This is a genomic window from Brevundimonas sp. RM1 (assembly GCF_052907225.1).
Genome location: NZ_JBRERY010000023.1, coordinates 1 through 25,418 on the forward strand (window position 1 = coordinate 1; position 25,418 = coordinate 25,418).

The following is a 25,418-nucleotide window of genomic DNA, read 5'->3' on the forward strand; positions in this document are numbered from 1 at the left end:
CGCGCCGTCGCCCCGACCGAACCCCGCGCCGCCCGCAGCCCAGGCGCCCGCAACCCAGGCGCCCGCGACGCCGCCTCCCGCGCCGGTGGTGGTGGTGACGCCGCCCGCCGCGTCCCAACCGGACGCCCCGGCCCAGGTCGAAGGCCTGCCGCCGACCCAGGCGCGTCCGGCCCAGACCGACCCCAACGCCCCCATCGTCACCCGGCCGCAGAAGCTGGACTGATCTCGCGGCGAGACTGACGCCCGGCGTCTATTTCAGCGGCAGATAGCCCCGCTCCACCATCCGGCGCAGCGCGTCATAGGCCTCGGCCAGCTCGTCATAGGCGGTGCGGGCGGCGGTCAGGCGGGCCACCTGGTCGGGGGTGGCCGGGGCGCCGGATTCAGCCAGGCGCACGGCCTCGGCGCCCCAGCGCGCCCGCGCCTGGGCCGTCAGCACGGCCAGCTTCTGAAAGGCGCCGACGTCGACCTGGGCGAGGGCGTGGCCGATCAGTTCGCGGTTGGCGACATAGGCGGCGTAGTCGATCTGCTCCAGCAGGCCGCGCAGGCGGCGCTGCTCCTGCGGCTCCATGTCCTCGGGCTGGAAATGGTCGCTGGAACGACGGCGGGACTGGGTCAGCATGGTCGACATGACGGCCTCGGGCGAAACAGCAGCCCCGCAGCCTGTGCCTGCTTTGGTTAACCGGCGGTTTGCACGCCGCCCGGAACCCCTTTCGGGGCCAGCTTCAGCCGCGCGCGGTCCGGCGCGCCCAGGCCGCGCGGGCAGCGCATCGGCCGATAGTCCTGGGAGTAGCAGAGCCGCGCCTCGCGGAACCAGCCGTCAGTGGTGGCGATGAACACCCCGTCGCGCGGGAAGCCCGGATTGGCGGCGACGAAGGCGTCGCGGATCGCCCCGGCGGTAAGGCGCTGGGCGGGGATGGCCTCCAGATCGGGCTTGTTCAGCCCGTCCCACATCTTCGCCGCCTGCTCGAAATAGGCCTCGGGGCTGTCCCAGCCGCAGGTGCCGTGCGCCGCCCATTCGTGCTGTTGCAGGCTGGGCGAGGGGATCATGCAGAAATGCTCGCGCACCGTCTCGACCGGGATGGCCGGGCCGGGCGCGGCGCAATAGCGCGGGTGTTTGTCAGCGGCGCCGTTGGGCCATAGTCCGTGCAGGGTCAAACCGAACTGATTGGCCGCGCACTGATAGCGTTCGTCGGGATAGTCCTTGCCGCTGCGGCACGCCTGGGGCGACCAACTGACCGCCAGCATGTTGAAGGCGACCGGCACGTCGGCCGCCACCTCGTCCTGCGGAATGCGATAGGGGCGGGCGGGGCGCAGGTCGTCCGGCACGTCGCAGACGGCGCCCGCGACCTCGGCTCGCTCCGGCGCCGCTTCCGTCGACACGGTGCAGGCGGTCAACAGGACCATCAGGGCGGCGGAGGCGAAAAGGGTGCGCATGGCGGTCTCGTAAACCCTGCGTGATCGGCGGCCAAGGCGGAACCGGCGCACGGCCCCGCTCATTGAAAGCGTAAGCATAAGAGGATGAGGCCCATGCCCGATCAAGACGCCTTTGAAGCCGCCCTGGAGGAAGCCATCGCCCTGTTCGAGCAGGGCGAGAACATGAACCAGGCCCGTTTCGACGAGCTGATCGCCGAACTGGAGGCCCGTCGTCCCGCCCTTCACGCCGTACCCGAGGACGACCCGCGCGCCGAACGCGCGCGCGCGCTTGAGCGCCGCGCCGACGAACTGGAGCACCGCGCCGCCCAAGGCCACGGCCAGATGGACGAGGTCAACAGCCTGCTGTCGCCCCTGATGGGCAAGAAGTCGGAGAACTGACCTCTGCTCCGTCACCCTCGGGCTTGTCCCGAGGGTGACGGAGCGGGAGAGGCCTCAATACACGCCGTCGAAGCCGAAGATCGGCTTGCGCTCGCGCCACGCCCCGCGCGTGAAGTCGGGGAAGTTCACCGTGCGATTGCCCTCGGCGATCGACTGCTCCGACAGGGGGGTGATCGCGCTCCAGCTGACGGCGTCATAGATGTCCAGCGGCATCGCCGCCTTGGCTTTCAGCGCCTCGACGAAGGCGTGGATGACGAAGAAGTCCATGCCGCCGTGCCCCGACCCGGCCGCCGTGTCCGCGTGGGTCTTCCACAGCGGGTGGTCGTATTGCTCGAACCAGGCCGCCTGCGCCTCCCACTGGTGCTCGGGGCTGCGGCCCTCGATGTGGACCGACTGGTTCAAATCCATCCAGAGCCCCTTCACCCCCTGCACCCGGAAGCCCAGCGAATAGGGACGCGGCAGATTGGTGTCGTGCAGCAGCAGGATGGTCTCGCCGTTGGCGCAGCCGATCGAGGTCGTCACCACATCGCCCAGCTTGAACTGGACCTTGGCGTTCGGATGGTCGGGCCCGCCGTTGTCGACCACATAGGCGTGCAGCCCCCGCGCCTTGGAGGCGTAGGCCGTCAGCGTCGTCATCCGGTTGCCCCGGTTCAGGTCGATCCAGTTGGCGATCGGCCCGATGCCGTGCGACGGGTACAGCTCCCCGTTGCGGTTGACCGAATGCCAGGTGCGCCAGCGCGCCTCGGACCAGCCCTTCGGCCCGAACTCGACCCCGCCGCCATAGGGCTTCTGCGGATCGCCGCTGTTGAACTTCACCGCGCGCAGATCGTGCTGATAGCCGCCCTGCAGATGGACCAGTTCGCCGAACAGCCCGGCGCGCACCATGTTCAGCACCGCCAGCACGTCGCGGCGATAGCAGACGTTTTCCAGCACCATATAGGGCGTGCCGGTCCGCTCGTGCGCCTCCAGCACGTCCCAGTGATCCTGAAGGCTGACGCCCGCCACCACCTCGCAGCCGACCGGGATCTTCGCCTCCATCGCCGCGATGGCCATGGGGGCGTGCCATTCCCACGGGGTGGCGATGATGACGGCGTCCAGCCCCGGATGGGCCAGCAGGTCGCGATAGGCCTGATCCGGCGCTCCTTCATAGGCGCGCGGCGCAGGCTTCCCGGCGGCGGCGATCATCCCCTTGGCCCGCGCGATCATCAGCGGTTCGATGTCGCACAGGGCGACGATGTCCACATCGGCCCGCTTCAGCAGGATGGACATCAGGCTCTGCGCCCTCAGCCCCGTGCCGATGATCCCGATCTGCAAGCGGTCGTTCCGCGCCAGGGCCGGCCCGGCCAGGGTCGAGGCGGCGACGGCGGCGGACGAAGCGGCGATGAAGGCGCGGCGATCCATGATGAAGGCTCCTGCTGAAACGGCGTCGCCTTCCGCTTAGGCCAAGCCGGGCGCCTCGCCTAGCGGCCGGTCAGCGGCACGCCGCCACGCAGGCCCGCGCCAGCACCTCGGCCGAGTCGATCAGCGGCGCGTCCACGTCGCCCTGATCCAGCAGCAGCGGAACCTCGGTGCAGCCCCCGATCACCGCCTCGGCCCCCGCCGCGATCAGCGCCTGCGCCAGATCGCGGATGGCCGCGCGCTGGTCAGGTCCGACGTCGCCCGCCTTGACCCCGAACACCACCTGCATGAACCGCTCGCGCTCGGCGGGGGAGGGGGCGACCATCTCCAGCCCTTCGGCGGCCAGAGCCTCGGCGTACAGCAAGGCCGCGCCCGGCGTGGCCAGCACCCCGACCCGCCGCGCCCCGGTCGCGCCCGCCGCCTTCGCGGTTTCGGCGATCATGTCGATGAAGGGCAGGCCCGCCGCGCGGATGGCGCCCGCATGGGCGTGGGCCGTATTGCACGGCATGGCCAGCACCTGCGCCCCCGCCGCCTTCAGCGCCCGCGCCATCTCGCCCAGCGTCCGGCCCGCCGCCTCGGGCTGAGTATGGCGATTGGGCACCTGGGGGTTGATGTCGGCGATGACGCGCACATGGTCTTCGTCCGCCCCGGCCGGCGTCAGCGCCTGCACCCGCGCCAGAAAGGCTGTTGTCGCGGCGGGCCCCATGCCGCCCAGAACGCCCAGTACGCGCGCCATGTTTACGATCCTGCTGAACCGCCTCGCGCCAAGTAAACCGGGCGCAGCGGGAAAAACGATTATTGTTCGACAAAGAGCGTTAACACGCGAAAATCAGCGGAACCAACATCGCGGCCGGGGATTGTGCAATCGGACACGTCGGACGCCCCCCCAACCCCGACGAAGTCTGCGGCGGCCCGGCCTTAACGCCCCCCCGACTGAGAAGCCGGGCCGCCCCCTCTCCCTCAATCCAGCTTCAGTTCCATGTCCCAGCGATCCATGCCGGGCGCATAGCCGTCAGGCGTGACCTTCACCGTCTTGAAGCCGAAGCGGGCGTAGAAGCTGTGAGTGTGCGGGCCGGTGTCCAGCACCACGCGTCGGACGCCCGGCGTCGCCCGCGCAGCCGCCAGCCGCGCCTCGGTCAGCGCCCGGCCCAGACCCTGACCGTGCAGGGCGTTCCCCACCATGCCCCAGCACATCGCCACGCTGCTGCCGTCCGGCTGGACGGCATGGCCGCCGCAGGCGACGATCCGATCGTCGCGCTCGATCACCAGATAAGGCAGACGCAGCGCTTGGTCGTCCAGCCAGGCGACAAATCCCTCGCGCTCGCTCTCATCGAAGAAGCGCGGCATATTGCCGTTGAACAGAACCAGGCAGGCCTCACGATCCTCGGCGCGATAGGGGCGGATGGTCAACATGTCCCGATCCCTAGCACGCCCGCGGCTTGACCCGCAGGGGAAAGGGGCTAGGGTCGCGCCGTTCTCCGGGGGGTCGCAATCGAGCGGCTGAGATTGAGGTTTCTCCTCTGACCCGTCGAACCTGATCCGGGTCATGCCGGCGAAGGGACGAGTTCACCGCTTTCGACGCCCGAAGTCCGGCGTAGGGGGCGCTCCTACCGCGCCGGCGGACCTCTTCTCGCAGGAGGCCGCCAAATGAATATCCACGTCACCAACGAACAGCCGCACGAGCCGCAGGTCGACCTCGCTCTCGCCGACGCCCGCAAGGAAGTCGCCGCCGAGCATGGTCGCATCCCCACCGGCCCCCGGGCGGGCGGCCAGAAGGTCTATGTGGCGGGCGAGCTCTTCCCCGACATCCGCGTCCCCTTCCGTGAAGTCGCCGTCCACCCCAGCGCCAATGAGCCGCCGGTGACGATGTATGACTCGTCGGGCCCCTACACCGACCCGTCCGTGACCATCGACATCAAGAAGGGCCTGCCGCGCGTCAAATCCAGCTGGCAGCTGGATCGCGGCGACATCGCCCCCGTCGCGAACCCGCGCGAGGTCAAGCCCGAGGACAACGGCCACGCCAGCGGCAAGCACCTCGCCCCCCGCTTCGACGTCTCCAACCATCAGGTGTTCAAGGGCGTCGAGGGCCGCCCCGTCACGCAATACGAATACGCCAAGGCCGGGATCATCACGCCCGAGATGGAATACGTCGCCATCCGCGAGAACCTGCGCCGCGAACAGACCGCCCCCTGCATCCGCGACGGCGAAGACTTCGGCGCCTCGATCCCCGACTTCGTCACCCCCGAGTTCGTCCGTCAGGAGATCGCCCGCGGCCGCGCCATCATCCCGCACAACATCAACCACCCCGAAGTCGAGCCGATGATCATCGGCCGCAACTTCCTGGTGAAGATCAACGCCAACATCGGTAACTCGGCCGTCCTCTCGTCCGTCGACGACGAGGTGGACAAGCTGGTCTGGGCCACCCGCTGGGGCGCCGACAACGTCATGGACCTGTCGACCGGCCGCAACATCCACAACATCCGCGACTGGATCATCCGCAACTCGTCCGTCCCCATCGGCACCGTCCCCATCTATCAGGCGCTGGAGAAGGTGAACGGCGTCGCCGAGGATCTGACCTGGGAAGTCTTCCGCGACACCCTGATCGAACAGGCGGAACAGGGCGTGGACTACTTCACCATCCACGCGGGCGTGCGCCTGCCCTTCGTGCCGATGACGGCCAAGCGCGTGACGGGCATCGTCAGCAGAGGCGGCTCCATCATGGCCAAGTGGTGCCTGTCCCACCACAAGGAGAGCTTCCTCTACGAGCATTTCGAGGACATCTGCGACATCATGCGCGCCTATGATGTTTCGTTCTCGCTCGGCGACGGCCTGCGCCCCGGCTCCATCGCCGACGCCAATGACGAGGCCCAGTTCGCCGAGCTGCGCACCCTCGGCGAACTGACGAAAATCGCCTGGGCCAAGGGCTGCCAGGTCATGATCGAAGGCCCCGGCCACGTGCCGATGCACAAGATCAAGGCCAACATGGATGAGCAGCTCAAGCACTGCCACGAGGCGCCCTTCTATACGCTTGGCCCGCTGACCACCGACATCGCCCCCGGCTATGACCACATCACCTCGGCCATCGGCGCCGCGATGATCGGCTGGTTCGGCACGGCCATGCTCTGCTACGTCACGCCCAAGGAGCACTTAGGGCTTCCCGACCGTCAGGACGTCAAGGACGGCGTCATCACCTACAAGATCGCCGCCCACGCCGCCGACCTGGCCAAGGGCCACCCCGGCGCCCGCGCCCATGACGACGCCCTCAGCCGCGCGCGCTTCGAGTTCCGCTGGGAGGACCAGTTCAACCTCTCCCTGGACCCCGAGACCGCCCGCAAATTCCACGACGAGACTCTGCCGAAGGAAGCCCACAAGACCGCCCACTTCTGCTCCATGTGCGGCCCCAAATTCTGCAGCATGAAGATCAGCCAGGACATCCGGGACGCCGCCAAGGCCCAGAACGACGCGGGCGCCAGCCTGACGGACGCCGAGGCGGGCATGGCCGAGATGAGCGCCAAGTTCCGGGCCGGGGGCGGGGAGATTGAGGTTAAGGTCTAACCACCTCCATCACCGACGCATGCCTGAGTAACGAATAAAGCCCCCAGCCAAGGCTGGGGGCTTTTGCATTCCGAAAAGGATCACGCTCTGTTTCGAGGTCTTATTCCTTGATGAGTAGACCCCAGTCGTCGTCATCTTCTTCGACGACGATATTGATCTGACACCATTGGCTATCGTCCCTCACCATGTACCGGAAGAGCTTGCTTCGGACCTTTCCAGCGAAGCTCTCTCCACCTCGGGCGCTGTAATCAATCTGAACGTAATCGCCAACATTCGGGAGTAGGACCAACTCCTCAGCCTTCACCGGGTGGTCCAGCAATGCCGAACCACTATCTAGTGGACGGCCGTTCGGGCTGTTTTTCGGGAGGTATTGGTAGTTCAAGCCATAGGTCATCATTAGCGTAGATCCTTTATAAGTACACCTTCGCAGCCCAGACAGGTGCAGCAGCGGTTCGTTGTGATATCGTTGGTCTGTGAGATATATGGTGACGCTTTCCCTGGCCGCAAGAGCTTGAAAGACAACTGTGCAATGCGCTCAAGCGTCGTCATTTTTGGCTGCGTCGGTCCCCGTTTGCTCTGCTAGGGTCTGAGTCGGGTCATCATCCAAACCTTTCTGCGGCTTCGGCCATCCCCACGCGGCGGGGTCCGCATACGGCGGACCGGGATGACGGAATTTCCGTCAGCAGCAAAGGAGACTGCCATGGCGGATAACACCGTCGATCGAGTGAAGTTGGTTGCCGTTCGTGCTTACGAGCGCGTTCGGTTCCGGCGATTGGAAAAGGTGTGCGCACACTTCCGCTCATACCCTCACCAATACGTCTTTGACTTCATGAAGTGAGGCGTCAGGCGCTGGGTGATGACCCAACTTCTGGGAGGATCGAAATGCCCACCCTCGTCCTCCTCGCCGGGCCGAACGGCGCCGGGAAGACCACCTTCATCAATGGCTTCCTGCGCGAACGGGCCGAGGCGTTTCAGTTCGTCAATCCGGATGAAGTGGCGCGGTCCCTGCCGCATGGCCCCGGTCGTGATCTGGCCGCCGGGCGGCTGGTGCTGGAGCGACTGGAGGAACTGACCAACGCCCGCGCCGACGTGGTGCTGGAGACGACGCTGGCCACGCGCACCCACGCCCGCCGCATCCGCGACTGGAAGGCGGCCGGATACCGTTTCGAACTGGTATATCTGCGCCTGCCCTCGGTCGAGGTCTCCATCGCCCGCGTCGCGCACCGGGTCGCGCGCGGCGGCCACGGCATTCCCGAAGAGACGCTGAGGCGACGCTATCCGCTCAGCCTCGATTACCTCGAAACCGTCTACAGGCCGCTGGCCGACAGCTGGCAGGTCTACGCCAGTGGCGGCGAGACCCCCGAACTGCTAGATTGGGGACCGCGATGAACAAGCCGCTGTTTGACCACGAAACCACCCTGAAGGCTCTGCGCCGCGCCGCCGAGACGGCCAAGCACGGCACCCGGGAGGAGCAGTCCGGCAAGTTCCTGCCCCCTCCCGGCTGGAAGGGCCGTCTGGTCACGGGCGCTCCCGCGCTGAAGGTCGAACCCAAGCGCAAGCGGGCCTGACCTCTCCAGTCCTTCTCCCGATGGGAGAAGGTGGCCCGAAGGGCCGGATGAGGGTTCCCAGCCAAAGTCGACGCAAGCGTCCGATCCTGACGCACCCGTCCTCCATCCTCCGCCTTTCAGGCAGGAGGCGGCGCGATGGACGATCAGGCTTCGGGCGGGCGGGAGAAGGACTGGTCCGAGAAGGATTGGCATGAGGAGGCGCCGCGCATCATCGCCTCTGGCCGGTGGGAGCAGGACGAGTACGGCGACACCACCTACATCCCCGACCATGTGCGGCCCTCGACCGCCGAGCGGGCCGAGGTAACTGACGCCCCGCGCGGCCACTACTACGAAGACCCGGCGCCGCGGGACGGCTATCGCGTCCGCTCCGAGGCGACCTGGGCGGCGGCGCGGCGCGACTATCTGGCCGGGGATACGGCCGAGGCCGTCTGCGACCGCTATGGGCTGAAGCTGGGGACGCTGCGGTCCCGCGCCGCGCGCGAGGGCTGGCGCCGCTGCGACGCGGGCGACCCGGACCCCTGGCCCGACGACGATGATCCGTTCGAGGATGCGGCGGCGGACGCCCCCGATCTGGCCGCGATGGCGGCTCAGGCCCTGATGCGGCTGAACCGGGCGGTGCGGCGCGGCCGGGCGGCCGAGGCGGCGTCGTGGCTGCGCACCTGGCGGGCGCTGACGGACCCGGCCCTGCTGGCCGCCGCCGAGCCGGAAACCCCGCCGCCTGCGCCTGAACCGGACCCGCTCGACACGCTGGAAGCCGACATGAAGGCGGTCGCCGCCGTCGCCCGCGACGCCGCCCGCCTGGCCCCCGACGACCACGCGGGCCGCCGCGCCGTCGAGGCCCGCATCAACGCCCTCAGCGCCCGCCTCGCGCCGGAAGAGAGGGCGGGGATTTCAGACGATTCAGACGAATTGGACTCTGTTTTTCCCGGTCCTTCTCCCCTTGTGGGAGAAGGTGGCCCGTAAGGGCCGGATGAGGGGTCTCTCACCGGCCGATACATGGGGCGGACACGGCGTCGCCACCCCTCATCCGTCCGGCTCCGCCGTCCACCTTCTCCCACAAGGGGAGAGGGGCCTTACGCCTTGCCCGCGATCTCGCGCAGGGCGTTGACGAACACCTGCGTCGGCTGGCCGCCGGAGATCAGATATTTGTCCTCCACCACCACGGCGGGGACGGAGGTGATCCCCCGCGCGCGCCACAGGGCCTGCGCCGTGCGGACCTCCTGCATATAGCGGCCAGACGCCAGCACCTCGGCCGCCTCGGCGCGGTCCAGCCCGGCGGCCTCGGCCGCCTCGGTCAGGACGCCCGCGTCCGAGACGTTGCGCCCTTGCGTGAAGTGGGCGCCGAACAGGGCGTGCTTCAGCGCCGCCTGCTTGTCCGGCGCCGTCAGCCCGGCCCAGTGCAGCAGGCGGTGGGCGTCGAAGGTGTTCCACATGCGGCTGTCGTCGCGGAAGTTCATCTCGACCCCGACCTCGGCGGCGCGGGCGGTGATGGCGGCGCGGTTGGCGGCCGACTGTTCGGGGGTGGAGCCGTATTTGCGGGCCAGGTGCTCGCCCATGTTCTCGCCCTCGGGGGCGATGTCGGGGTTCAGCTCGAACGGCTGGAAGGCGATGTCGGCGGCGATCCCTTCGCCCTCCAGACGCTCCAGCGCCTGCTCCAGCCCGCCCAGCCCCACGGCGCACCAGGGGCACATGACGTCGGAGACGAAGTCGATCTTCAGCGGCTTGAGCGGGGCGGCGTCGGTCATGGCGGCGGCTTTCTGGAACAGCGAGTGTGACGAAGCATATGGGCGCGCGAAGGGAGGAGGCAAGGCGCGCCGGGCATTGATTCATGGCCTGCCAACCGGCACACCGGATCAGTGAAACAGAGCCTGATCATTGATTGCGACCCCGGCGTGGATGACGCCACGGGGCTGCTGACCGCCTTCGCCTCTGCTGACCTCGACCTGCTGGCCGTGACCACGGTCGGGGGCAACGTCAGCGCCGAAAAGACCGCGCGCAACGCCCGCATCCTGCGCCAGATCGCCGGGCGCGAGGACGTGCCGGTGTTCGCGGGCGCCGAGCGCCCCCTGCGCCGCGACCCGGCCGGGGCGGGCGAGTTCCACGGGCCTGAGGGGCTGGGCGACCTGACCCCGTTCGAGCCCGCCGCCCCTGTGGCCGAGGGCACGGCGACTGAGGCCATCGTGCGCCTGGTGATGGCGCGGCCTGCGGGTTCCGTGGCGTTGGCCGTCATGGGGCCGATGACCAATCTGGCGCTGGCCATGCGAGCCGAACCGGCGCTGGCGGCGCATCTGGGGCCGGTCGTGGTCATGGGCGGGGCGCGCTCGGAAGGCGGCAACATCACCGCATCGGCCGAGTTCAACATCTGGGCCGACCCCGAGGCGGCGGCCGAGGTCTTCGCTTCGGGCTGCCGCATGATCGTCATGGGGCTGGACGCCACCCATCAGGTGCGGGCGACGGAAGAGCGGATCGCGGCGATCGAGGCCCTGCGCAAGACCTCGGCCCGCACGGCGGCGGCCATGCTGCGCTTCTCCCAGCGGGTGGAGCGGCGGATCGTCGGCTGGGACGCAGGGCCGCTGCATGACCCCTGCACCGTGGCCTGGCTGTTGCGGCCTGACCTGTTCGAGCTGGCTCCCTGCCGCATCGCGGTGGAGACCGAAAGCGACCTGACCCGAGGCCACACGGCGGTCGAGTTCCGCGTCGAGGCGGCCGGGGCGAACCATTTCTGGGCGACGAAGGCCGACGCGGCCGGGATCTTCGCCCTGATCACCCAGCGTTTGGGAGAAGGCGCATGAGGATCACCGTCGTCGGCTCGATCAATCTGGATATGGTGGCGGCGGCGCCGTCCCTGCCTGCGCCGGGCGAGACGGTGACGGGGGCAACCCTGTCGCGCCACCCTGGCGGCAAGGGCGCCAATCAGGCTTTGGCCGCGCGTCGGCTGGGCGCCGAAGTCTCGCTGATCGGCCGGGTCGGCGACGATGAGATGTCGGGCGCGGCGGTGGCCCTGATGCTGGCCCACGGCGTCGACCTGTCAGGGGTGGAGACGGACATCGCGGCGCCGACCGGCGTGGCCCTGATCACCGTCGATCCGACCGGCGAGAACCAGATCACGGTCGCTGCCGGGGCCAACCACTTCGTCACGCCGGAGCAGTTGCCCGCCCGGATCGAGACGCCGCTGATCGCCCAGCTGGAGCTGCCGATCGAGACGGTGGAGGCGGCGGTCGGCCGGGCGACGGACTTCGTCTGCGTGAACCTGGCGCCCGCCGCGCCGGTGTCGGAGGCCCTGCTGCGCCGCGCCGACCTGCTGGTGGTCAATGAGACGGAGGCCGCCTTCTACGGCGACGCCCTGCACGTCGGCGGCGGGCTGGTGGTCGTGACCAAGGGCGCGCGCGGGGCGGTCATGTACCGGCGCGGGGTGGCGATGGCCTGGGCCACGCCGCCGCGTATCACGGCCGTGGACGCGGTGGGGGCGGGCGACGCCTTCGTCGGGGCGATCGCCGTGGCCCTGCTGGAAGGCATGGAGCCGGACGCCGTGCTTCACTTCGCCTGCGCCGCCGGGGCGCTGGCGGCGACCCGGCCGGGAGCGCAGCCGTCGCTGGGCGACCGCGCCGAGGTCGAGGCGCTGATGGCGGAGTAGGGCGCGCGCTCTACTTCCCGAACAGGTCCGGCGCGGCGGCGGGCGGCGCTTGCGGCGTCTCAAGGCCGAGGTGTTCATAGGCGCGTGCGCAGGCCATGCGGCCGCGCGGCGTGCGCTGGATGAAGCCCTGCTGCAGCAGATACGGCTCGATCACGTCCTCGACGGCGTCGCGCGCCTCGGCGATGGCGGCGGCCAGGGTGTCCATGCCGACCGGCCCGCCGCCGTAGTTCTCGATCAAGGCCTTGAGGAAGCGGCGGTCCAGACTGTCCAGCCCGGCCTCGTCCACCTCCAGCCGCGCCAGCGCCCGCGCCGCCGCCAGCCGGTCGATGGGGCCGCCTTCAGCATCGGCGAAGTCCCGCACCCGGCGCAGCAGGCGCCCGGCGATACGCGGCGTGCCGCGCGCGCGGCGTGCGATCTCCATCGCCCCGTCCTCGGTAATGGCCGCGCCCATCTTGCGCGCCGCCCCGCGGATCACCGCCGTCAGCTCTTCGGGCGTATAGAACTCCAGCCGCAGCGGGATGCCGAAGCGATCCCTCAACGGCGTGGCCAGCAAGCCCGCCCGCGTCGTCGCCCCGACCAGGGTGAAGGGCGCCAGATCAATGCGTACGCTGCGCGCCGACGGCCCCTCGCCGATGATCAGGTCCAGCACATGGTCCTCCATCGCCGGATAGAGGATCTCCTCCACCTGGGGCGCCATGCGGTGGATCTCGTCGATGAACAGGACGTCGCGCGGTTCGAGGTTGGTCAGGATGGCCGCCAGGTCGCCCGCCTTGGCCAGGATGGGGCCGGAGGTGGCGCGGAAGCCCACGCCCAGCTCCCTCGCCACGATCTGCGCCAGCGTCGTCTTGCCCAGCCCCGGAGGCCCGAACAGCAGGACGTGGTCCAGCGCCTCGGAGCGGGCGCGAGCGGCGTCGATGAAGACCTTCAGATTGCCCTTGGCCGCCGACTGGCCGACGAACTCGGACAGGGTCTGGGGCCGCAGGGCGCGGTCGTGCTGCTCGCCGGGCGCAGGGGCAGGCGAGATGATGCGGTCGTCAGTCATTTCGTCCTTCTCCCCTTGTGGGAGAAGGTGGCCGAGCGCGGCGAGGTCGGATGAGGGGTCTCTTTATCGGTGATGTCAGGCAGCGCTGGATGTGGGCGCAACCCCTCATCCGTCAGGCTACGCCTGCCACCTTCTCCCACAAGGGGAGAAGGGATAGTCGCAGCGTCCCTCATCGTCCCAGCTCCTGCAGGGCCGTGCGGATGACCAGGGGCAGTTCGGCGTCCTCGCCCAGCTTGATCAAGGCGTGATCGACGGCGCGGCGGGCGTTGACCTCGGCGATGCCCAGGCCCAGCAGGGCGGCGACCGCCTCGCCCGTGACGCTGGGCGGCGGCGGGGCGACGGCGACCTCGGCGTGGACGCCGGGCGCGGTCGGGGCGAAGACGCCCTCGCTCAGGCTTTTGCCCTTCAGTTCGGTGACGATGCGCAGGGCCAGTTTCGGCCCCACGCCGTTGGCGCGTCCCACGGCGGCCTTGTCCTCGCGCGCGACGGCGGCGGCCAGTTCGGCGGGCGGCAGCACGTCCAGCACCCCCAGCGCAGCCTTCGGCCCCACGCCCTGAATGGTCAGCATCAGGTTGAAGACCTTGCGCTCGTCGCGGCTCAGGAAGCCGTAGAGGCGCGGCCCCTGATCCTGGCTCCACTGGCTCTGGATGAATAGCAGGGTCTCGTCGCCCGGCGCGGGCAGTCGGCCCAGCGTCCGCGCCCCGCAGGCGGCCACATAGCCCACGCCGCCGCAGTCGATCAGGCACTCCACCTCGCCGACCTCGGCCAGTATGCCGCGCAGACGGCCGATCATGCCGCGCCTCGCACCGGCAAGGCCCGAAACCGACGATGATGCGCATGGGTGACGGCCACGGCCAGCGCATCGGCGGCGTCGGCTTTGACCTCGCCCGAGGCGGGCAGCAGCCGTTTGATCATGAAGGCGATCTGGCTCTTGTCGGCTTGCCCGGCGCCCACCACCGCCTTCTTGATCAGGGTCGGGGCGTATTCGGCGACGCTGAGACCCGCCCGCGCCGGGGCCAGCATGACCGCCGCCCGCGCATGGCCCAGCTTCAGCGTCGAGGCCGGATTGACGTTGACGAAGACCTCTTCGATCGCCGCCTCGTCGCAGTCATAGGCGGCGCAGACCTCGCCGACCCGCTCCAGCAGATGCAGCAGCCGCTCGGAGAAGGGCGCCTTGTCGTCGGGCGCGACGACGCCGTGCGCGATCCAGCGCAGGCGGCTGCCCTCGCTTTCGATGACGCCCCAGCCGGTGCGGCGCAGGCCGGGGTCCAGCCCCAGGATCCGAGTCGTTTCGTTCGCCATCCGTTCCTATTGCCCCAAAGAGGGTTAGCGAACAATGACCGGGCGCAGCCTCAGGGCCCGATGTCGGCTCAATCGTCTCTGGGCATGACCGAGAAACCGGCCAGACCCGCCTGATCCGACAGGGCGCGGGACAGGGCGTCGACCTTCAGCGGCATGGGGCCCCGCGCCTTGACGTGGTGTTCGTGGATCTGGCCGTCGGGGCTGACGACATGGCCGATACGCGTGGGCTTGAGGCCGTTCTCGGCCAGTAGGGCGCGCAGCGCCTTTTCTTGCGGCGCCGCGCCGCGCGTCCAGCGCAGGGTGACGTCCAGCACCCCGACGTGGGGCAGGCGCGCGTCGAGAAAGCGCAGGATGGCCAGCACCAGCAGGGTCGCCCCCGCCGCGATCAGTCCCAGCTTCCACAGGCCGACCCCGAACATCACCCCGGTGGCCGAGGTGGTCCACAGCGAAGCCGCCGTGGTCAGGCCGTGCACCGAGAACCGCTCGCGAAAGATCACTCCGGCGCACAGGAAGCCGATGCCGGTCAGTATGCCGTGCGCCATCCGCGTCGGGTCGATCACCAGCCGCTGCTCGGGCAGGGCGACGAAGCCCCAGCTGGCCTGATGCATGGCCGCCAGCATCAGGACGCAGGAGGTCATGCAGACCAGGATGTGGGTGCGGAACCCCGCCGGATGGCCGTGATAGGTCCGCTCGATGCCGATCAGTCCGCCCGCCGCCATGGCCGAGGCCACCGGCGCCAGCAGACTCAGTTCCTCGACGCCCCAATGCGTCACGCCCCAGTCGATCGCCATGATCCCAACGCTCCCAACGACCGCGCAGGTTGGACCTCCGCGCAGGCCGGGGCAAGTCGTCAGTCGTCGCGCGGATTCAGCACGTAGCCGCAGACCGAAGGCAGGGCCGACAGCCGCCCCGCCAGGGTCTTGAGCGCCGTCTCGCCCTCGGCGTGGACGCGCCAGCTGCGGCGCACCACCGCGCCGTCGTCGATCAGTTCGAAACGGTCGGGCGCGGGCTTCGGATCGATCGCGCGCAGGGCGGCCTCGACCTCGGCCTCGGGCGAGGGGCCGTCACGACGCCAGCGCACCTCCACATCGGTCAGGGTGCGGTCCGGCAGCCGCGCGCTGACCAGCCGCAGCGCGACCAGGATCAGGCCCGTGATCACCGTCCCCGCCGCGCCCAGGGCGAACAGGCCGGCCCCGAACAGCAGGCCGATGGCCGAGGTGATCCACAGCGAGGCCGCCGTCGTCAGGCCGTGGATGGAGAAGCCGGTGCGGAAGATGACCCCGGCGCACAGGAAGCCGATTCCCGTCAGCACCCCGTGGGCCATGCGGGTGGGGTCGGTGACGATGTTCTCGTCCGGCAGGGCGCGGAAAGCCCAGTCGGCCTGGGTCATGGCCGCCAGCATCAGCAGGCAGGACGCCAGGCTGACCAGGATGTGGGTGCGGAACCCCGCCGGTCGGCCGCGCCACTCGCGCTCGAAGCCGATCATCCCGCCGGCGATCAGGGCGCCGGCGATGGGCAGGACGACGGTCTCCAGCCAGGCGGCGTCAGCCATGGTTCTCGACGTAGGTTTCGGGGTCTTTGTTGACCGGCTTCACCCCGGCGATGTGGCGGGCCTGGAAGGCGGCGAAGCGCACGCCTAGGTCGTGCCGCGTCTGCAGGTCTGCGTTCAGGCGGAAGTCGGTCAGCCCCTGCCGCTCCTCCTCGCCCATGTGCTTGGAGTTGACGATGTTGGCCGCGCCGACCGCGTCGAACCAGGCGCGACTGCCGACCGCGTGCGCGGCCACCGCCTTCACCGCGTCGCGCAGCTTGTTGTGATCCTCGATGGCGTCCTCGGTCTCGCCCTCGACCGTGCCGTCGTCTGCGTCATTGACGCCCTCGCCCAGTTTCAGCAGGGCGGGATAGAAATGCCGTTCCTCGGCCTCGGCGTGGGCGTCCAGAAAGGCCGACAGCCGCCCCCAGACCGCCTCCAGCGCCTCGACATTGTCCGCGCCGATCTGCTCGATCAGCGAGAACAGCCTACGCTGTTCGGCGTGGTCATCGAGGATCAGCTGGGTGATGTCCATGGGGCGGGCTCCTCGCGGCAAGGCTTGAGCCCTAAGAAGCCTCCGAACTCAGGTCCGGTTCCTGAGCCCCGACGTCGCTCCCGCATGGGGGCGGCGTCGGGGACAGGATCATCGCGTGCGGATCAGCCCGCGTACTTGGCCGCGTCTTCGTCCGAGATGTTCTCGTTCGAATAGACCTGCTGCACGTCGTCTTCGCCGTCCAGGGCGTCCAGCAGCTTGAACAGGACGCCGACCGAATCGCCCGTCAGGTCGATCTCCGACTGCGGCTTCCAGACGATGGCGGTCGACTTGGGGTCGCCCAGCACCTTGGACATGGCCTCGGCCACTTCGTTCAGGTCTTCGAAGGCGGTCCAGATGGTGTGGCCCGGCGCATCCTCATAGATGTCGGGCTTGACCAGGTCGCTCTCGACGTCGGCGGCGCCGGCCTCGATGGCGGCCTCCATCACGGCGTCTTCAGATCCCGCCTCGGCCGGATAGTGGATCTTGCCGACCCGGTCCCACATGAAGGTGACCGAGCCGCTTTCGCCCAGGGCGCCGCCGTTCTTGGCGAAGGCCGAGCGTACGCCCGAGGCGGCGCGGTTGCGGTTGTCGGTCAGGACTTCGACGATGACCTGGACGCCGCCGGGGCCGCGGCCCTCGTAGCGGATCTCCTCCATCGCATCGACTTCGCCGCCCGAGGCCTTCTTGATGGCGCGCTCGATGTTTTCCTTCGGCATCGATTCGGCCTTGGCGTTGTTCACCGCCAGGCGCAGCCGGGGGTTCATCGCCGGGTCGGGCATCCCCGACTTGGCCGCCACGGTGATTTCCCGTGACAGGCGCGAAAAGAGCTTTGAACGGACCGCGTCAGCGCGGCCCTTGCGGTGCATGATGTTCTTGAATTTGGAATGGCCGGCCATGGAGTCGCTCGCCAGATGTCGAATATGCTGAGGGGCGCCCTTTACTGGATGGCGCTTCCTCTGTCACGAGAGGGGAACCGCCCGAACGCGCCGGGGATTATGCGCAGGCAAGAATTGGAGACGCCGATGGCCGCCGCCGACGACACCTATCTGGACGAAGCCTATGACGAGGGCATCGATCACGCCCACGCCGGCGAGATCGTTCAGTGGTACGCCAAGCGGCCCGTCACGGTGTCGACGGCGGCGGCCACCAGCTCGCTGGTCGGCGCCTTTGCGCTGGGCGTGCTGACCACCATCGGCGCCCTGGCCGTGATGCGCCTCTACGACCGCGACTGAGCAGACGTCGCGCGAATCTTTCGCAAAAAGACTTCACCTCGGCGGTAAAGCCGGTCATCCTCCCTTTCCCAGAAGGAGGCGGCCTTGGCGCATCCCCGCAGGATGAACCGGATGATCGTCGTGCTCGGCGCGGCTGTCTTGGTGCTGGGCGGTTTCAGCCTCTACGCCCTGACCCAGGGGGCGCGCTTCGGACCCCGCCAGACCACGCCCGCCGAACGCGCGCTTGAGCAGGTGCGCGAACAGATGGGGCCGCAGGCCGAGGTCCGGCATGTCGAGGCCGGGCGCGGCAAGGCCGCCTGCGGCTACGCCGGGCTGAAGGGCAGTCGGGAGGCCGTGGCCTTCGTTTCCCGGCCCAACCGCATCCTGATGAGCCACGACCCGCTGACGGGCGAGTTCGCGACGCTGAAATCGCGCTACTGTCCGGGCTTCGACGCCCCGGCGCCCGCCGCCGTTTCCGGCAAGAGCTGAGACCATGACCGACCAACCCAGCGCCGGCCGCTTCGACGGCCGCGATCACCTGTTGCCCGTGCGGGTTTATTACGAGGACACTGACTTCACCGGCCTGGTCTATCACGCCAACTACGTCCGCTATTTCGAGCGGGGGCGGTCGGACTTCCTGCGTCTGGCGGGGGTAGGGCATGTCGACCTGCTGGAGCAGGAGGAGCCGCTGGCCTTCGTGGTGTCGGACCTGGCGATCAAATATCTGAAGCCCGCGCGGATCGACGACGCCCTGGTGGTGCGCACCCGCTATGAGGCGATCAAGGGGCCGCGCCTGATCATCCGCCAGACGGTCGAGCGCGACGGCGACGTATTGTGCCGGGCGGACGTCGTCGCCGTCTGCATCCATCTGGACGGGCGTCCGCGCCGTCCGACGAAGCGGCTGATCGAACTGGTGACGCCCTGGCTGTCGGGGGAAACAGGATCGGCTCGGCAATAACGAGGTTGTCAGCCGGTAGGCTGATGACGCCGGGCGCGACGCCCGCTAGACCCGCCGCCATGAAACCGCCACGTCCGCCCGGTGCAAAAGGCGGATGAACGGACTCTTCGCCAAGGACCACGCATGACTCCGCCCGCCGACGCCTCCCTGCTGAATCCCATCGAGCTGTTCATGACCGCCGACTGGGTGGTCAAGACGGTGATGATCGGCCTGGCCGCGGCCTCGGTCTGGTCCTGGACCATCATCATCGACAAGGCGGTGCGGTTCTCACGCATGAACGCCCGCGCGACCGAGTTCGAAAAGCAGGTCGAGAGCGGCCGCTCGCTGGAGGAGGTCGCCGCCCAGGCTGGGCCTCAGCCGGTCGATCCCCTGCCGCGCATGCTGGTGCTGACCCTGCAGGACTGGCGCGAGGCGCGCGCGCGCGGAGCCATGACGGACACGCAAGGGAACATGCTGATCGCCCGTATCGACCGGGCGCTGGATTCGGTCATCGCTCGGGAAAGCCAGAAGATCGAGAACGGTCTGGGCGTGCTGTCGGTGGTCGCCACGGCCTCGCCCTTCATCGGCCTGTTCGGCACGGTGTGGGGCATCATGAACGCCTTCGACAGCATTGCGGCGGCGGGCAACACCAATCTGACGACCGTGGCCCCGGCCATCGCCGAGGCCCTGTTCGCCACGGCCATCGGCCTGGCGGCGGCCATCCCGGCCTATATCGCCTTCAACGCCTTCTCGGTGTCGGCGGGCAAGTTCACGGGCCGTCTGGAGGCCTTTGCGGACGATCTGCAGTCGGCCATCGCCCGGCGTCTGGGCGCGCCTGCGACGCCGCCGCCTCCGCCCCCGCCGCCGTCGTCCGACCTGAACCTGCGCCGGGGCGCCTGATCCATGGCCCTGGGTGGAGGAGGCGGCGGTGAAGCGCGCGGGCGCGGCCGTCGTCGCGCACGCAAACGGCCGCTGAGCGAGATCAACGTCACGCCCCTGGTGGACGTCATGCTGGTGCTGTTGATCATCTTCATGATCTCGGCGCCGCTGCTGACGGTCGGGGTGCCGGTCGAACTGCCCAAGACCGAAGCCAGCGCGGTCGAGACGACCGACAAGCCGGTTACGGTCAGCATCGACCGGAACGGCGCCATCTTCATCGGCGAGGGCGAGGTCCGCTGGGAGCAACTGGCCCTGCGCGTGGCGGAAGAGGGCGGCGAGAACGCGCGCGACAAGGCCATCTTCATCCGCGCCGACGGCCGCGCCCCCTATCAGGCCGTGGCGCGCGTGATGGCGCGCCTGTCGGCCTCGGGCTTCACCAAGCTGAACCTGATCACCGACACCGCCGCCGACGAGCCGACGGAGGGCTGACGGACCTTGCGCCGCCCCAGCCCCGCCATCCTCGGCTCCATCGCCCTGCACGCGGGGGTGGTGGCGCTCGCCTTCGTATCCTGGTCGTCGAAAGACGAGCCGAAGCCGTTGGTGAACTCCGTGCCGGTGTCGATCGTCTCGGACATCGAGATCGCCGCTGCGCCCGCCGACAATCCGCAGGAGGAGCCTTCGCTCGAGGATGGGGAGACGGCCCCGGTCGAGACCCCGCCCGAGCCGACTCCGCTCGAGCCGGACCCCACGCCGCCCGCGCCGCAACCGCGCCCGACGCCGCCCGCGCCGCGCCCGACCCCGACTCCGCCCGAGAAAAAGGCCCCGACGCCGCGTCCCACGCCTACGCCGCGGCCGACCCCGACGCCGCCTGAGAAGAAGGCGCCGACGCCGTCGCCTCGGCCCACGCCTAATCCGCCCGAGAAGAAGGCCCCCGCCACGCCGCCGCGTACGCGCCCGGCGCCGGGACTGGACCTTGACGCCCTGGCCGGGCCGCCGCGCCCGACCCAGAACCGCGGCCGTCCGGCGCCGGGCCAGCAGGGCGCGGGCTCCGCGCCGCGCGCGACCGGGCCGCAGCTTGCCGCCCTGGGCGCCCAGGTGACGCCGAACTGGAACCTGAACTGCGACATGCCGGGCATGGACGACCTGGTGATCCGCGTGACGGTGCGGTTGAGCGCCGACGGCCAGATCATCGGCACGCCGCGCCTTCAGGACACCCGGAACGACCCGACCTGGCGCGCCGCATCCGAGGCCATGTTGCGCGCGCTGCGGGCGACCTCGCCCTTCACCGTGCCCGATGGTTTCCAGGCGCAGGAAGTGCCCTTCCGCTTTGAAACCAAGCGTCAATGCGGGAACCGTTAGGACGTAAATCGCCTATCACCCCAAAGTCGCCCAAATCCCCGTGAAGCTGGCGATCATCCGCCGCGCTGATGTTAAAGAGGGGCGGCCAGCCTGACCGTAACGACCCGAAGGATCGATCCATGCGCCTGAACCGCCTTCTCGCCTCGGCCGCCGTGCTTGCGATGACCGCGCCCCTGGCGCTGGGCGGGTCCGTCCAGGCGCAATCCACCCCGGCCGTCGGGGCGCCGATGCAGGATGTGGTGGTGGACGAGGGCGTGCTGCGCCCGCTTCAGATCGCCGTCGTGCCCTTCACTGGCCAGAACGGGTCGCAGATTTCGGGCGTCATCAGCGGCAACCTGAAGCGATCCGGCTTCTTCGATCCGCTGAACCCGGCCAGCTTCGTCGAGACGGGCCTGACCCTTGCCAACGCCCCGAACTTCCCGCAGTGGACCTCCATCGGCGCCCAGGCGGTGCTGTACGGCGGGGTGACGCCGCGCGCGGACGGGCGGATCGACGTGGGCTTCCGCCTGTACGACCCCTATCGCCAGTGCCAGCTGGTCTCCTATCAGTTCACCGCCACTTCCGAGCAGTGGCGCCGCATCGCGCACAAGATCTCGGACGTGGTCTATCAGCGCCTGACCGGCGAGGCGGGCTTCTTCGATTCCCGCGTCCTGTTCGTGTCCGAAAGCGGCACCCAGTTGAACAAGCTGTCGCGCCTGACCATCGTCGACCAGGACGGCTACAACCCCGTCTTCCTGACCCAGGGCGATGAGGTGATCATGTCGCCGCGCTTCTCGGCCTCGAACCCCGATGAAGTGACCTATGTGGCGCTGGGCAAGGACTACAGCCGCATCTACCTCTACAACCTGTCGACCGGCCGCCGCGAAAGCCTGGGCGAGTTCGACGGCCAGGTGCTGGCCCCGCGCTTCTCGAACGACGGGTCGAAGATGGCTTTCTCGATCATCCGGGGCGGCAACACCGACGTCTATGTGATGAACCTGCGCAGCCGCCAGCTGTCGCGTCTGACGACCGACCCCGGCATCGACACCTCGCCGTCGTTCAGCCCCGACGGCAATCAGATCGTCTTCACCTCGGACCGTTCGGGTTCGGCGCGCCTCTACACCATGCGGGCGGACGGCTCGGGCCAGCGCCCGATCAGCCGCGGCGGCGGCAGCTACACCGCCCCGGCCTGGAGCCCGCGCGGCGACCTGGTGGCCTTCACCAAGCAGCAAGGCGGCCGCTTCCACATCGGCGTGATGAAGTCCGACGGCACGGGCGAGCGCATCCTATCGTCCTCCTATTTCGAGGAAGGCCCGTCCTGGGCGCCGAACGGCCGCTACATCGCCTTCGCGCGTCAGAGCCCCGGCGGCGACACCCGTCTGTGGACCGTCGACCTGTCGGGCCGCGTCGTGTCTCAGGCGGGCTATGACGGACGCGGTTCGGACCCGGCCTGGTCGGGTCTGCTGGACGCGCCGCCGGTCAATCTGGGCATCGGTCAGGGCGCGGATTCCTGCCCGGCCTGACGGACTTACGGCTTCGTGAGATCACGAGCGGAGCCATTCCCATAAACTGTGCGTTATCGCGGCTGGCGCGGTGTTGCGCTGCGCGTTAGCAGCGCTCGCATACAGTCAAGCTAGAGGCGTCGGCCTCGAACCGAATGAGAAGGAGACGATCCATGAACACCTCCACCCTGATCCGGCTCGCCGCTGTCGGCGTCGCCATGGCCTCGCTGGCCGCCTGCACCAAGCCCAAGGTCGAGCCGGCCGTGCCGGTCGAAACGCCGCCGCCGGCCGTCGGCCCGCAGTATCCGACCGCCCCGACCGGCCCCGTCAGCGGCGGCAACGTCGGCGCCCCGGCGCCCGGCTCGGAGCAGGACTTCGTCGTCAACGTCGGCGACCGCGTCTACTTCGACCTGGACTCCTATTCGGTGCGCGCCGAGGCCCAGCCGCGTCTGGACGCCCAGGCCGCCTGGCTGGCCCGCTATCCGCAGGTCACGGTCCGCATCGAAGGCAACGCCGACGAACGCGGCACGCGCGAATACAACCTGGCCCTGGGCGCCCGCCGCGCCGAGGCCGTTCGCTCCTACCTGATCAGCCGCGGCGTTCCGGCCGCCCGCATCGACACCATCAGCTTCGGCAAGGAACGTCCGATCGCCGAAGGTTCGAACGAGTCGGCCTGGGCCCAGAACCGCAACGCCCGCACCGCCATCGTGTCGGGCGCGCCGCGCTAAACACGCGACGTAAAAAACAGACGGATCGAGGCGTTGGCGCAAGCCGGCGCCTCTTTTCTTTGCGCCTCCAGACGATCAAAGTCCGCCGCGAATCCTGGGGAGGGACAGCATGGATCTGGAAGCGGCGGGCGGAGCGGTGACGGCGGGCGTCATCGCCGGGGCGATCGAGAAGCCGACGGGCCATGCGGGCGAAGCTCACGGCGCCTGCGCCGACTGCGGGGCCGAGGTTACGGGCAACTTCTGCTCCAACTGCGGCCAGGCGGCCCATGTCCACCGCACCTTGCTGCATCTGGGCGAAGAGCTGCTGCACGGGGTGATGCATTTCGACGGCCGTTTGTGGCGCACCCTGCCGCTGCTGATCCTCAATCCGGGGCGGCTGACCCGCGAATGGGTGCAGGGCAAGCGGACCCGCTACGTCTCGCCGCTGGCGATGTTCCTGTTCACGCTGTTCGTCATGTTCTTCGCCCTCAGCTTCATGCCGCATCAGGCGGTGACGCTCCCGTCCCTGCCGCAGCAGATCGAGGCCCAGAAGGAGGCGATAGTCGAAGCGGAGCAGGTCGCCGCCGCCGCCCGCAAGGAAGTCGATGCGGCGGAGGCGGCGATGGAGCCGTCGGACGGCTCGCCCCCGGCGTTCAACAGCGGCGCGCGGGCCGGCGCCGCCGCCGGCGCTCTGGCCGGAGCTGAAGCCGGCGTCATTGCTGAGAAGGCCAAGCTGGAGCGTCTGCAGAAGGACGCGATCGAGGGCCGCAAGGACGGTCTGGCCTCGGGCAGCTGGCAGGCCCAGGTGGCGGACATCGCCTCCAGCGTCGGCACGGACGGCCAGACCAACGGCCTGACCAAGACCGTCGCCAAGAAGCTGAAGAACCCGGACCTGGCGCTCTACAAGCTGCAGCAGACCATCTACAAATTCGCCTTCCTGCTGGTGCCGCTGTCGATCCCCTTCGTCGCCCTGATGTTCCTGTGGAAGCGGGGCTTCACCCTGTACGACCACGGGGTCTTCGTCCTCTATTCCCTGACCTTCATGTCCCTGCTGCTGATGGCGGTGGTGCTGGTCGCCACGACGCTGAAGGGAGCGGGCGCGGCGGCCGCGACGATCGCGGCCCTGATCGTGCCGGCGCACATGTTCGCCCAGTTGAAGGGCGCCTACAGCCTGAAAGTCTTTTCGACCCTGTGGCGGACGGTGGCGCTGCTGATCTTCTGCGAGATCGCGGCGACGCTGTTCATCGTCGCCATCATCTATCTGGGCCTCGGACATTGATCGAGGCCTTGCCGTCGCCGCAAATCGATGGGACGACAGGACCATGCTGAAGACGCCATTCCGCCTCACCAAACCCGCCGTCCTGACGGCGATCGGCCTGACCCTGATCGGGGGCGCCGTCGTCGCCCAGGTGCAGCCGATGGAGCCGATCCAGTGGGACAAGCGCCGCCTGGACCAGCTGGACCGCAACGTCCGCCGTCTGGAGCGCGCCCTGACCCAGCGCAACGCGGCCGGGGAGCCGGTGCTGGTCGAGACGGATCCCGAGGTCGTGGCCTTGCAAGGCCAGGTCTCGATCATGGAGCGCCGTCTGAGCGACGTGGAGCAGACGTTCCAGCGCATGAACGCCGACAGCGAGCGTCTGACTTTCCAACTGGACGAGGTCACGCGCGAGAACACGCAGCTGAGCCGCCGCCTGCGCGATCTGGAAGGCCGCGTCGAGCGCGCCGAAAAGGCCGCCGAGGAAGCCGCTGAACTGAACGGGCCGATCGTCGCCCACTCGCCGACCGGCGATGCGGCGCAGGATCTGCAGGCCGCCATGCGTCTGGCGGGCGAGGACGCGGCGCGCGGTGGACGCGCGCTGGAGACCGTCATCGTCACCTGGCCGAACACGCCCCAGGCGCGCGAGGCCAACAGCCGTTTGGGCGATCTGCACGTCGCCGCGCGCGACAACGCTTCGGCGGTTCAGGCCTACGCCGCCGCCCTGAACGGCTGGCCGCGCACGCCGTGGGCGCCTGAGACGACGCTGAAGCTGGCCGAGGCCCTGCGCGCCACCGACCGCGCGACCCAGGCCTGCGGCGCCCTGACCGAGTTCGGCCGCCGCTACGCCGAGGCGGCCACGGCGGCGCAGAAGACCCGCGCGACCCAGCTTCGGACGCGCGCCAGCTGCAGCTGATGGGCGATCTGGCCGGCCGGGATCTGCTTCGGCGGATTTGGGCCCGGTTGGACGCACGCCTGAACCGCGCCGGGCCTGAGCCGGTGGCCCTGGCCCTGTCGGGCGGGGGCGATTCCCTGGCCCTGCTGGACCTCGCCGCCGGTTGGGCCAAGGCGAGGGGGCGGCGGCTTCTGGCCCTGACGGTCGACCACAATCTCCACCCCGATAGCGCGGACTGGACCCGTTTCGCCGCCGAGGCCGCGCGTGCGGCGGGCGCCGACTGGCGGGGGCTGGCGTGGCAGGGCGCGCGCGGCGGTCCC

General features: G+C 69.3%; 32 protein-coding genes, 1 pseudogene and 1 riboswitch. Of the genes and pseudogenes, 19 read left to right on the forward strand and 14 right to left on the reverse strand.

The genetic code is table 11. The features are described from left to right. Positions 1–223: pseudogene (locus tag ACU5AP_RS14085) on the forward strand (hypothetical protein); the annotation flags it as partial. A gap of 27 nt (positions 224–250) precedes the next feature. Here the strand turns inward: ACU5AP_RS14085 and ACU5AP_RS14090 are convergent. Further along, the gene (locus tag ACU5AP_RS14090; RefSeq protein WP_046651837.1) at positions 251–628 is read right to left on the reverse strand and encodes a hypothetical protein; all 378 of its coding nucleotides are present in this window, start codon (positions 626–628) and stop codon (positions 251–253) included. Between the two features lie 47 nt (positions 629–675). Next, entirely contained in the window at positions 676–1,434 is a 759-nt protein-coding gene (locus ACU5AP_RS14095; protein ID WP_313522048.1) for a ribonuclease T2 family protein, read from the reverse strand. 93 nt (positions 1,435–1,527) lie between these two features. On the opposite strand from ACU5AP_RS14095, the gene ACU5AP_RS14100 reads away from it, so the two are divergent. Further along, the gene (locus ACU5AP_RS14100) at positions 1,528–1,812 is read left to right on the forward strand and encodes a hypothetical protein (RefSeq protein WP_252865777.1); all 285 of its coding nucleotides are present in this window, start codon (positions 1,528–1,530) and stop codon (positions 1,810–1,812) included. A 54-nt stretch (positions 1,813–1,866) separates the two neighbouring features. Here the strand turns inward: ACU5AP_RS14100 and ACU5AP_RS14105 are convergent, their stop codons facing one another. The 3 genes from ACU5AP_RS14105 to ACU5AP_RS14115 all read right to left on the reverse strand — a co-directional run bounded on the left by ACU5AP_RS14105 (position 1,867) and on the right by ACU5AP_RS14115 (position 4,623). Then, the gene (locus ACU5AP_RS14105; protein ID WP_446681386.1) at positions 1,867–3,213 is read right to left on the reverse strand and encodes a Gfo/Idh/MocA family protein; all 1,347 of its coding nucleotides are present in this window, start codon (positions 3,211–3,213) and stop codon (positions 1,867–1,869) included. Positions 3,214–3,283: 70 nt separating this feature from the next. Then, the gene (locus tag ACU5AP_RS14110) at positions 3,284–3,946 is read right to left on the reverse strand and encodes an aspartate/glutamate racemase family protein (RefSeq protein WP_446681387.1); all 663 of its coding nucleotides are present in this window, start codon (positions 3,944–3,946) and stop codon (positions 3,284–3,286) included. A 224-nt stretch (positions 3,947–4,170) separates the two neighbouring features. Beyond that, positions 4,171–4,623 (reverse strand): GNAT family N-acetyltransferase, encoded by a 453-nt coding sequence (locus ACU5AP_RS14115; protein ID WP_128719501.1) that lies wholly within the window; start codon positions 4,621–4,623, stop codon positions 4,171–4,173. A 56-nt stretch (positions 4,624–4,679) separates the two neighbouring features. Next, a riboswitch (TPP riboswitch) is annotated at positions 4,680–4,789 on the forward strand. Positions 4,790–4,857: 68 nt separating this feature from the next. On the opposite strand from ACU5AP_RS14115, the gene thiC reads away from it, so the two are divergent. After that, positions 4,858–6,765 carry a phosphomethylpyrimidine synthase ThiC gene (thiC, locus tag ACU5AP_RS14120; RefSeq protein ID WP_223850956.1) on the forward strand — a complete coding sequence of 636 codons (1,908 nt, stop codon included), beginning with the start codon at positions 4,858–4,860 and terminating at the stop codon, positions 6,763–6,765. A gap of 100 nt (positions 6,766–6,865) precedes the next feature. On the opposite strand, the gene ACU5AP_RS14125 is transcribed toward thiC, so the two are convergent. Next, positions 6,866–7,162: a hypothetical protein gene (locus ACU5AP_RS14125; RefSeq protein ID WP_198478728.1), complete on the reverse strand. Its 297-nt coding sequence runs from the start codon at positions 7,160–7,162 to the stop codon at positions 6,866–6,868. 485 nt (positions 7,163–7,647) lie between these two features. On the opposite strand from ACU5AP_RS14125, the gene ACU5AP_RS14130 reads away from it, so the two are divergent. The 3 genes from ACU5AP_RS14130 (at position 7,648) to ACU5AP_RS14140 (ending at position 9,296) form a co-directional block, all read left to right on the forward strand. Beyond that, on the forward strand, positions 7,648–8,154 hold the full coding sequence (locus tag ACU5AP_RS14130; RefSeq protein WP_128719502.1) for a zeta toxin family protein: 507 nt from the start codon (positions 7,648–7,650) through the stop codon (positions 8,152–8,154). After that, complete coding sequence (locus ACU5AP_RS14135) at positions 8,151–8,333, forward strand: hypothetical protein (RefSeq protein WP_128719503.1); 183 nt, start codon at positions 8,151–8,153, stop codon at positions 8,331–8,333. The genes ACU5AP_RS14130 and ACU5AP_RS14135 overlap by 4 nt, the downstream gene beginning before the upstream one ends. A gap of 135 nt (positions 8,334–8,468) precedes the next feature. Continuing rightward, the gene (locus ACU5AP_RS14140) at positions 8,469–9,296 is read left to right on the forward strand and encodes a hypothetical protein (RefSeq protein WP_128719504.1); all 828 of its coding nucleotides are present in this window, start codon (positions 8,469–8,471) and stop codon (positions 9,294–9,296) included. 110 nt (positions 9,297–9,406) lie between these two features. Here ACU5AP_RS14140 and ACU5AP_RS14145 read toward each other — a convergent pair whose 3' ends face one another. Beyond that, positions 9,407–10,078: a DsbA family oxidoreductase gene (locus ACU5AP_RS14145; protein ID WP_128719505.1), complete on the reverse strand. Its 672-nt coding sequence runs from the start codon at positions 10,076–10,078 to the stop codon at positions 9,407–9,409. 111 nt (positions 10,079–10,189) lie between these two features. Between ACU5AP_RS14145 and ACU5AP_RS14150 the strand changes: the two genes are divergently transcribed. Together ACU5AP_RS14150 and ACU5AP_RS14155 are read left to right on the forward strand one after the other, a co-directional pair. Further along, positions 10,190–11,125, forward strand: coding sequence for a nucleoside hydrolase (locus ACU5AP_RS14150; protein WP_128719506.1), 936 nt, complete (start codon positions 10,190–10,192; stop codon positions 11,123–11,125). Further along, complete coding sequence (locus ACU5AP_RS14155; RefSeq protein WP_128719507.1) at positions 11,122–11,967, forward strand: ribokinase; 846 nt, start codon at positions 11,122–11,124, stop codon at positions 11,965–11,967. Before ACU5AP_RS14150 ends, ACU5AP_RS14155 begins: the two co-directional genes overlap by 4 nt. A gap of 10 nt (positions 11,968–11,977) precedes the next feature. On the opposite strand, the gene ruvB is transcribed toward ACU5AP_RS14155, so the two are convergent. The 7 genes from ruvB to ACU5AP_RS14190 form a co-directional block, all read right to left on the reverse strand. After that, the gene (gene ruvB, locus ACU5AP_RS14160) at positions 11,978–13,009 is read right to left on the reverse strand and encodes a Holliday junction branch migration DNA helicase RuvB (protein WP_076223384.1); all 1,032 of its coding nucleotides are present in this window, start codon (positions 13,007–13,009) and stop codon (positions 11,978–11,980) included. Between the two features lie 169 nt (positions 13,010–13,178). Beyond that, a complete protein-coding gene (gene ruvA, locus ACU5AP_RS14165; protein ID WP_313521022.1) occupies positions 13,179–13,802 on the reverse strand; it encodes a Holliday junction branch migration protein RuvA in 624 nt (207 codons plus the stop codon). After that, complete coding sequence (ruvC, locus tag ACU5AP_RS14170) at positions 13,799–14,311, reverse strand: crossover junction endodeoxyribonuclease RuvC (protein ID WP_128719509.1); 513 nt, start codon at positions 14,309–14,311, stop codon at positions 13,799–13,801. Before ruvC ends, ruvA begins: the two co-directional genes overlap by 4 nt. Positions 14,312–14,379: 68 nt before the next feature. After that, the gene (locus ACU5AP_RS14175; RefSeq protein WP_312294383.1) at positions 14,380–15,102 is read right to left on the reverse strand and encodes an MgtC/SapB family protein; all 723 of its coding nucleotides are present in this window, start codon (positions 15,100–15,102) and stop codon (positions 14,380–14,382) included. A gap of 59 nt (positions 15,103–15,161) precedes the next feature. Continuing rightward, positions 15,162–15,863 (reverse strand): MgtC/SapB family protein, encoded by a 702-nt coding sequence (locus ACU5AP_RS14180; RefSeq protein WP_003163868.1) that lies wholly within the window; start codon positions 15,861–15,863, stop codon positions 15,162–15,164. Beyond that, complete coding sequence (locus ACU5AP_RS14185; protein WP_003163867.1) at positions 15,856–16,374, reverse strand: hemerythrin domain-containing protein; 519 nt, start codon at positions 16,372–16,374, stop codon at positions 15,856–15,858. The genes ACU5AP_RS14180 and ACU5AP_RS14185 overlap by 8 nt, the downstream gene beginning before the upstream one ends. A gap of 122 nt (positions 16,375–16,496) precedes the next feature. After that, positions 16,497–17,270 carry a YebC/PmpR family DNA-binding transcriptional regulator gene (locus tag ACU5AP_RS14190; protein ID WP_003163866.1) on the reverse strand — a complete coding sequence of 258 codons (774 nt, stop codon included), beginning with the start codon at positions 17,268–17,270 and terminating at the stop codon, positions 16,497–16,499. 126 nt (positions 17,271–17,396) lie between these two features. Between ACU5AP_RS14190 and ACU5AP_RS14195 the strand changes: the two genes are divergently transcribed. The 11 genes from ACU5AP_RS14195 to ACU5AP_RS14245 form a co-directional block, all read left to right on the forward strand. Then, complete coding sequence (locus tag ACU5AP_RS14195) at positions 17,397–17,606, forward strand: hypothetical protein (RefSeq protein ID WP_003163865.1); 210 nt, start codon at positions 17,397–17,399, stop codon at positions 17,604–17,606. An 84-nt stretch (positions 17,607–17,690) separates the two neighbouring features. Next, positions 17,691–18,074, forward strand: coding sequence for a hypothetical protein (locus ACU5AP_RS14200; RefSeq protein ID WP_223850955.1), 384 nt, complete (start codon positions 17,691–17,693; stop codon positions 18,072–18,074). A 4-nt stretch (positions 18,075–18,078) separates the two neighbouring features. Next, the gene (gene ybgC / locus ACU5AP_RS14205) at positions 18,079–18,543 is read left to right on the forward strand and encodes a tol-pal system-associated acyl-CoA thioesterase (protein WP_088411098.1); all 465 of its coding nucleotides are present in this window, start codon (positions 18,079–18,081) and stop codon (positions 18,541–18,543) included. A gap of 123 nt (positions 18,544–18,666) precedes the next feature. After that, on the forward strand, positions 18,667–19,422 hold the full coding sequence (gene tolQ / locus ACU5AP_RS14210; protein ID WP_088411099.1) for a protein TolQ: 756 nt from the start codon (positions 18,667–18,669) through the stop codon (positions 19,420–19,422). Between the two features lie 3 nt (positions 19,423–19,425). Then, positions 19,426–19,890: an ExbD/TolR family protein gene (locus ACU5AP_RS14215; RefSeq protein ID WP_040344561.1), complete on the forward strand. Its 465-nt coding sequence runs from the start codon at positions 19,426–19,428 to the stop codon at positions 19,888–19,890. 6 nt (positions 19,891–19,896) lie between these two features. Beyond that, complete coding sequence (locus ACU5AP_RS14220; protein ID WP_446681388.1) at positions 19,897–20,760, forward strand: hypothetical protein; 864 nt, start codon at positions 19,897–19,899, stop codon at positions 20,758–20,760. Between the two features lie 119 nt (positions 20,761–20,879). Continuing rightward, entirely contained in the window at positions 20,880–22,262 is a 1,383-nt protein-coding gene (gene tolB, locus ACU5AP_RS14225) for a Tol-Pal system beta propeller repeat protein TolB (RefSeq protein WP_040344558.1), read from the forward strand. 152 nt (positions 22,263–22,414) lie between these two features. Then, a complete protein-coding gene (pal, locus tag ACU5AP_RS14230; RefSeq protein ID WP_003163860.1) occupies positions 22,415–22,969 on the forward strand; it encodes a peptidoglycan-associated lipoprotein Pal in 555 nt (184 codons plus the stop codon). A 109-nt stretch (positions 22,970–23,078) separates the two neighbouring features. Then, positions 23,079–24,227, forward strand: a complete 1,149-nt coding sequence (locus ACU5AP_RS14235; RefSeq protein WP_313521029.1) for a DUF3667 domain-containing protein — start codon at positions 23,079–23,081, stop codon at positions 24,225–24,227. A gap of 43 nt (positions 24,228–24,270) precedes the next feature. Continuing rightward, the gene (locus tag ACU5AP_RS14240) at positions 24,271–25,119 is read left to right on the forward strand and encodes a tol-pal system protein (RefSeq protein ID WP_088411104.1); all 849 of its coding nucleotides are present in this window, start codon (positions 24,271–24,273) and stop codon (positions 25,117–25,119) included. Continuing rightward, a partial coding sequence (locus tag ACU5AP_RS14245) for an ATP-binding protein (RefSeq protein WP_446681389.1) occupies positions 25,119–25,418 on the forward strand: 300 nt, incomplete at its 3' end. The genes ACU5AP_RS14240 and ACU5AP_RS14245, both read left to right, overlap by 1 nt.